This is a genomic window from Acidithiobacillus sp. TH-A35, assembly GCF_057473505.1.
Genome location: NZ_JBYCKR010000223.1, coordinates 1 through 5,408, shown reverse-complemented (window position 1 = coordinate 5,408; position 5,408 = coordinate 1). Strand labels below are relative to the sequence as shown.

The window sequence follows — 5,408 nt, the reverse complement described above, 5'->3', positions numbered from 1 at the left end:
TAATGTGCTCCTGCAAGTGATGGATCACGGCAAGCTGACAGATGCCGGCGGCCGCACGGTGGACTTCCGCAATGTGGTGCTCATTATGACCACCAATGCGGGGGCTGAGTCGCGCGGCAAAGCGAATATTGGTTTCATGAACGCCCCCCAGAGTGATGGCGGACAGGAAATGGAGACCATCCGCCGGGTCTTCGCGCCGGAGTTCCGCAATCGCCTGGATGCCGTCGTACCCTTCACACAGCTCTCTAAGGAGACGGTGCTACACGTGGTGGACAAGTTCGTTATGGAGCTGGACGAGCAGTTGCTGCAAAAGGGCTATAGCCTGGAAATCAGCGCTGAACTACGGCAATGGCTGGCGGACAAGGGCTACGACCCGCAGATGGGCGCACGGCCGATGACGCGGATTATTCAGGAGCACCTGAAGAAGCCGCTGGCGGAGCATATCCTCTTTGGCGACCTGCCCAAGGGCACGCGAATCACTGCGCGCCTGGAGAACGGTGAGGTGAAACTGGAGATACCGGTGCCCGTGCATCAAGACTGACGGATGGATAAGGCATTATTACATTTTGACAATACCTATGCGCGCGATCTAGAGGGTTTTTTCGCCCCCTGGCAGGCCGCCGCTGCTCCGGCGCCCCGATTGCTGCTATTGAACTACGCGCTAGCCGAAGAACTGGGGCTCGATAGCTCGGCGCTGGATAGCGATCTCGGCGCCGCCATTTTCTCGGGAAACCAAGTTCCGGAAGGGTCGCATCCGCTCGCCCAGGCTTATGCAGGGCATCAATTCGGTCATTTTTCCCCGCAGTTGGGCGATGGCCGCGCCCTCTTGCTCGGCGAGTTGATCGATCGCCATGGTCGGCGCCGGGATATGCAACTGAAAGGCTCTGGTCGCACGCCCTTTTCGCGGGGCGGCGATGGCAAGGCGGCACTGGGGCCGGTGCTGCGCGAATATGTCATCGGCGAAGCCATGCATGCGCTGGGCATACCCACGACCCGCGCGCTGGCCGCCGTCACGACAGGGGAAACCGTCCGTCGGGAAACATCGCTCCCCGGCGCCATCCTCACCCGCATCGCCGCCAGCCATATTCGCGTCGGCACCTTTCAGTTCTTTGCCGCACGCAACGAAAGTGCCAGGGTCAAACAGTTGGCCGACTACACTATTGCCCGCCACTACCCCGCCTTGAAAGGGACCGATAATCCCTATCTCAGCCTCTTTGCTGCGGTGTCCGCCGCACAGGCTGCGCTCATCGCACGCTGGATGCTGGTCGGTTTCATTCACGGTGTGATGAATACGGACAACATGAGCATCGCCGGCGAAACCATCGACTATGGCCCCTGCGCCTTCATGGATGCCTATAATCCAGAGACAGTTTTCAGCTCCATCGACGCGCAGGGCCGCTATGCCTATGCCCACCAGCCGTTGATCGCACAATGGAACCTCACGCGCTTCGCCGAAACGCTGATTGATCTGGTTCACCCCGACGCCAATGAGGCCGTGCGCCTGCTGACCGAACAGATCAACGAGTTTCCCAGGCTCTATACCAGCCACTGGCTGGACGGCATGCGCGCCAAGATGGGCCTGGCCACGGCTGAGGACGGCGATCTCGCGCTGGCGCAAGCTCTTTTGTCCGCCATGGAAGGCCAGAATGCCGACTACACACAGGTCTTCCGCGGTTTATCAGCGGCAGTGCGCGGTGATCCGGCGCAGGTCCGCGCCCACTTTGCCAACCCGGCGCCGTTTGATCTCTGGTTAGCGCAATGGCAGGCCCGGCTGGCGCGCGAAAGCACCACCGCGGAGGCGCGCGCCGAGGCTATGGATCAGGTCAATCCGCTCTACATACCCCGCAACCACAAAGTCGAGGAAGCCTTGGCCGCCGCCACGCAGGACCAGGACCTCACCCCGTTCAAAGCGCTGCTCGCCGTGCTGGAACAGCCCTTCGCGGAGCGTCCGGGGCTGGAGAGCTATACCCAGCCCGCCCCCGAGGATTTCGGGCCATTCAAAACCTTTTGCGGGACGTAGCGCTCACTGGGGCGCGGCCGCAGGTTATACCATGCACATTCAAGGACGACGCGCTCCTGAATGCCATGTTAACGGCCATGCGCAAGCACCTCGGCCACGCGCACCTGAAGCACCGGAATGAGTTCTTCCTCGAACCACGGATTGCGCTTCAGCCACAGATTATTACGCGGGCTGGGATGCGGCAGCGGTATCCGGTTGGGCCAGTTTTCGCGCCATGCATGAACCACCGCCGTCAGCGTTCCGGCCTCGGCGGGAAGGTGATAAGCCCGGGCATACTGGCCGATGACCAGGGTGAGTTGCAGATGCTGCAAATGCGGCAGTAATTCCCCATGCCAGGCACGAGCGCACTCTGGCCGCGGCGGCAAGTCTCCGGACGTTCCGGTGCCTGGGTAACAGAATCCCATGGGCACGATCGCCACCTGTCGGGCGTCGTAGAATACCTCTCGGGAGATACCCAGCCAAGCACGAAGCCTATCGCCGCTGGCATCGTTGAAGGGAATGCCTGTTTCGTGCACCTTCCTGCCCGGTGCTTGCGCAGCGATCAAAATACGGGCGCGCGAATCCATCTGCAGCACCGGACGCGCACCAAGCGGCAGGTGCCCGGCGCAAAGTTCGCAATGGCGAACACGAGTGAGTAGCGCGGTAAGAGGATCACCATACGTTGTGGGATCGGGCATCTAAGCTTTAATCGAGATAGGGGAAGTTCTCACAATCTTACCCCTCTCACACCACTGCGCATACGGCGGTTCAATGAACACATTCCTGTCATCCCGCGAGGGATGGCAGGCCCAAACTCCGCGATAAGCAACCGCTGACGCCCAATGTCTGACATAACTAACGGGCGCAAGCGGTTTTATCACTTGCACCCGTCTTGATGGATGGGTTAGCCCGCTCATTCATAGTGCGTCCACATACGCAGGACACGAACGGTTTATGTGATCCGCGTTGGCGGACTTCGATGAAGACCCTCGCAGGCAGTGCCAGCGACAGCGCCGGGGTTTTCGACAGACGCCACTGTGGGTTCCATCCATGCATGTACAAAAAACTTCTAAATCGGGCTAAAACGCTTGTTGCCCGTTTTCCGGGACGCGATCGCCGTTGCCAGCGGAAGGAACAGCGTCAGCGACAAGCCAGGTAGCGCAATGAACCCATGATGCCGATAGAAGGCTGCCGCAGCTTCATCCTTGGCATCGACCATTAAAGCGTAGGCGGCGATCTCGGAATGGGTGGCTCGATCAAGAGCATCGGCCAGCAGCGCTCCGCCGAGCCCCTGTCCCTTGAATGCCTGATCGACGGCCAAGCGGCCCATTCGTACCACTGGCACGGTCGGATATCGCGGCAACTTTTTGGCCGTCGTGGCTGGCAGGTCGGCCAAGAGTAGGCTTGCCGACGCTAAGGTGTAGTAGCCTGCAATGCGCTGCCCGTCAGCCAGCGCTATGAAACAGGCTGTCACGCGACGGCGAATGTCTTGAGTGACCACCTCTCGCAAGTAGCGGTCAAGCGGCTCCGAGCCGCTGTTGAATACGGTGCGGCCATGCGCGGCATCGAGCGGTGCAACAAGAAACGGTGCACTGCTCATTCAGGGCGCAGTAGCTTGCTGCGACGAGCGAAAGCGCGTTTCAAGGCCGGTGTCTGTTGCGGCGGCGACAGCAAAGCCTGCGCAAAGCACTCCTGATCGACCAACGTCAGACGAATGATTTCGGCTTGTTCGATAGCGCGTTGCGCGGCGTCTTGAACGGCGGCCACCACGAAATCGGTCATGGTGCGCCCCTGAAGTTAGGCGGCGCGCTTGAGCATCGAATGCAGATCGGTGCTGATCCGGGCTTCGAGGCGAGCGGTGGAAAACGGTTGTGGCATGGGCTTACCCTCCTGGCCACGATTATGCGGCAAATTGCCGTACATCACAACTTTCCTTAGCGTCCGATTTTTCGTTCTGAGGCGACCGACCTCAGCACTTCGGCTATGCCGTTCTGGCTTGTCGCAGTGTGTCGCTGACGAAGCCTGTCACGCTGGCTATCACCCGCTTCGCCAAGTTCACAAGGCATTGATGAATTCGTCTGGCGATATATCGGCTTGGCGCAGAACACCCGCAAGAGTGCCAACCTTGATTTCGCTGTGCATTGGGAACGATACAGCCTTTGGAGCCACGCCGCATGATGACATGGCTACCGGATTGGCGAATTTTCGTAAACCCCAATCGTTCAAGTGCCCGAACTGCCGTGGCACCGGCGACATGGGGTAGCTTAGGCATGTGCGGGAACGCTGAACATCGTGACCAGTGGATGCCCAGGTGCAGGTAGAGGAAACTCGGATAAATAGAGTGCTGTTGCCTCGGTTAAGTTGGCAATAGCCTCCTCAACTGTTTCCCCTTGGGTCGTCGTGCCGGTTTCGGGATTGAGGGCAACATATCCGCCTTCTTCGGCAGGGGTAAGAACCGCAGTTAATTCCATGACTATGGCTCCGAGGGCAGGGAAAGCTAATTGTCGCGCATTCTGAGTGTGGGTGTCCAACGGGGCGCGAGTTGTGCGGCACCCGCGTGCGGCCGGAGGGCACGAAGTGCGCGGAGGCTCACGCGGGCGAAGCCGCGTAGCGGTGTCCGCTCGAACGAGGGGTTCGCGGGCGCTGTGCGCCCAACGCCCCGATGTTCGACACTCGCGCCCCGTTCGCGGGCGCACAGCGCCCGCGAACGTAATTTAGATTCCACAACGCTACCACACGCACATTGTCTAACACAGCAGGGGTAACAATCAACATACTGTATCTACACAACACTGACCCTTGCCTAAAAATTTAGGACAGCCTAAAATTTTCCGGATGGAAAATAGCCAAGCAACTCCCAGCACCCCGCCCAGACTCTTGGATCAAGTGCGCGCCCGGATCAGGGTGATGCATTACAGTATTCGTACTGAAGAAGCCTATACGGACTGGGCGCGGCGCTTTATTCTTTTTCATCAGAAACGGCACCCCAAAAACATGGGTGCCGCCGAGGTGGAGGCCTTCCTGAGCCATCTCGCCACTGAACGCAACGTCTCATCGTCTACCCAAAATCAGGCCAAGGCGGCACTGCTCTTTCTATACAAACAGGTTCTCGGCATCGACCTACCCTGGCTCGACAACATCACTAGCGCGAAACCTTCGCAGCACCTGCCGGTGGTGCTGACGCCAACGGAAACCCGCGCCTTACTGCATGAACTCTCGGGTACGATGTGGCTTGTTGCCAGCTTGTTGTATGGCACCGGTATGCGTTTACTGGAAGGATTACGCCTGCGCGTAAAAGATCTGGAGTTCGAGCGTCGCGAAATCATCATCCGGGATGGCAAGGGAGCCAAAGACCGGGTAACCGTCTTACCCGAAAACATTCTGCTGCCCCTCAAAAAACAAATGGAAA

8 protein-coding genes and 1 pseudogene are annotated in these 5,408 nt (G+C 59.2%); 3 read left to right on the top strand and 6 right to left on the bottom strand.

All coding sequences use genetic code 11. The annotated features are described in order from the left end of the window. Together AC2VNK_RS07575 and AC2VNK_RS07570 are read left to right on the top strand one after the other, a co-directional pair. Window positions 1-541, top strand: a 541-nt coding sequence (locus tag AC2VNK_RS07575) for an AAA family ATPase (RefSeq protein WP_486883354.1), incomplete at its 5' end; no start/stop codon positions are given. Between the two features lie 3 nt (window positions 542-544). After that, complete coding sequence (locus AC2VNK_RS07570; RefSeq protein WP_486883353.1) at window positions 545-2,020, top strand: protein adenylyltransferase SelO; 1,476 nt, start codon at window positions 545-547, stop codon at window positions 2,018-2,020. 68 nt (window positions 2,021-2,088) lie between these two features. Here the strand turns inward: AC2VNK_RS07570 and AC2VNK_RS07565 are convergent, their stop codons facing one another. The 6 genes and pseudogenes from AC2VNK_RS07565 to AC2VNK_RS07540 form a co-directional block, all read right to left on the bottom strand. Next, the gene (locus tag AC2VNK_RS07565; protein WP_486883352.1) at window positions 2,089-2,586 is read right to left on the bottom strand and encodes a uracil-DNA glycosylase family protein; all 498 of its coding nucleotides are present in this window, start codon (window positions 2,584-2,586) and stop codon (window positions 2,089-2,091) included. A 482-nt stretch (window positions 2,587-3,068) separates the two neighbouring features. Then, window positions 3,069-3,599 (bottom strand): GNAT family N-acetyltransferase, encoded by a 531-nt coding sequence (locus AC2VNK_RS07560; RefSeq protein WP_291524325.1) that lies wholly within the window; start codon window positions 3,597-3,599, stop codon window positions 3,069-3,071. Continuing rightward, a pseudogene (locus AC2VNK_RS07555) lies at window positions 3,596-3,784 on the bottom strand (type II toxin-antitoxin system TacA family antitoxin); the annotation flags it as partial. The gene AC2VNK_RS07560 and the pseudogene AC2VNK_RS07555, both read right to left, overlap by 4 nt. 12 nt (window positions 3,785-3,796) lie before the next feature. Further along, window positions 3,797-3,925, bottom strand: coding sequence for a hypothetical protein (locus AC2VNK_RS07550; protein ID WP_486883351.1), 129 nt, complete (start codon window positions 3,923-3,925; stop codon window positions 3,797-3,799). A gap of 55 nt (window positions 3,926-3,980) precedes the next feature. Further along, complete coding sequence (locus AC2VNK_RS07545) at window positions 3,981-4,271, bottom strand: type II toxin-antitoxin system HicA family toxin (RefSeq protein ID WP_486883350.1); 291 nt, start codon at window positions 4,269-4,271, stop codon at window positions 3,981-3,983. Then, complete coding sequence (locus tag AC2VNK_RS07540) at window positions 4,264-4,470, bottom strand: hypothetical protein (RefSeq protein WP_014028374.1); 207 nt, start codon at window positions 4,468-4,470, stop codon at window positions 4,264-4,266. Before AC2VNK_RS07540 ends, AC2VNK_RS07545 begins: the two co-directional genes overlap by 8 nt. Window positions 4,471-4,906: 436 nt before the next feature. Here AC2VNK_RS07540 and AC2VNK_RS07535 point away from each other — a divergent pair. Then, window positions 4,907-5,408: phage integrase N-terminal SAM-like domain-containing protein (locus AC2VNK_RS07535; RefSeq protein ID WP_486883349.1), on the top strand; the 502-nt coding region annotated here is incomplete at its 3' end.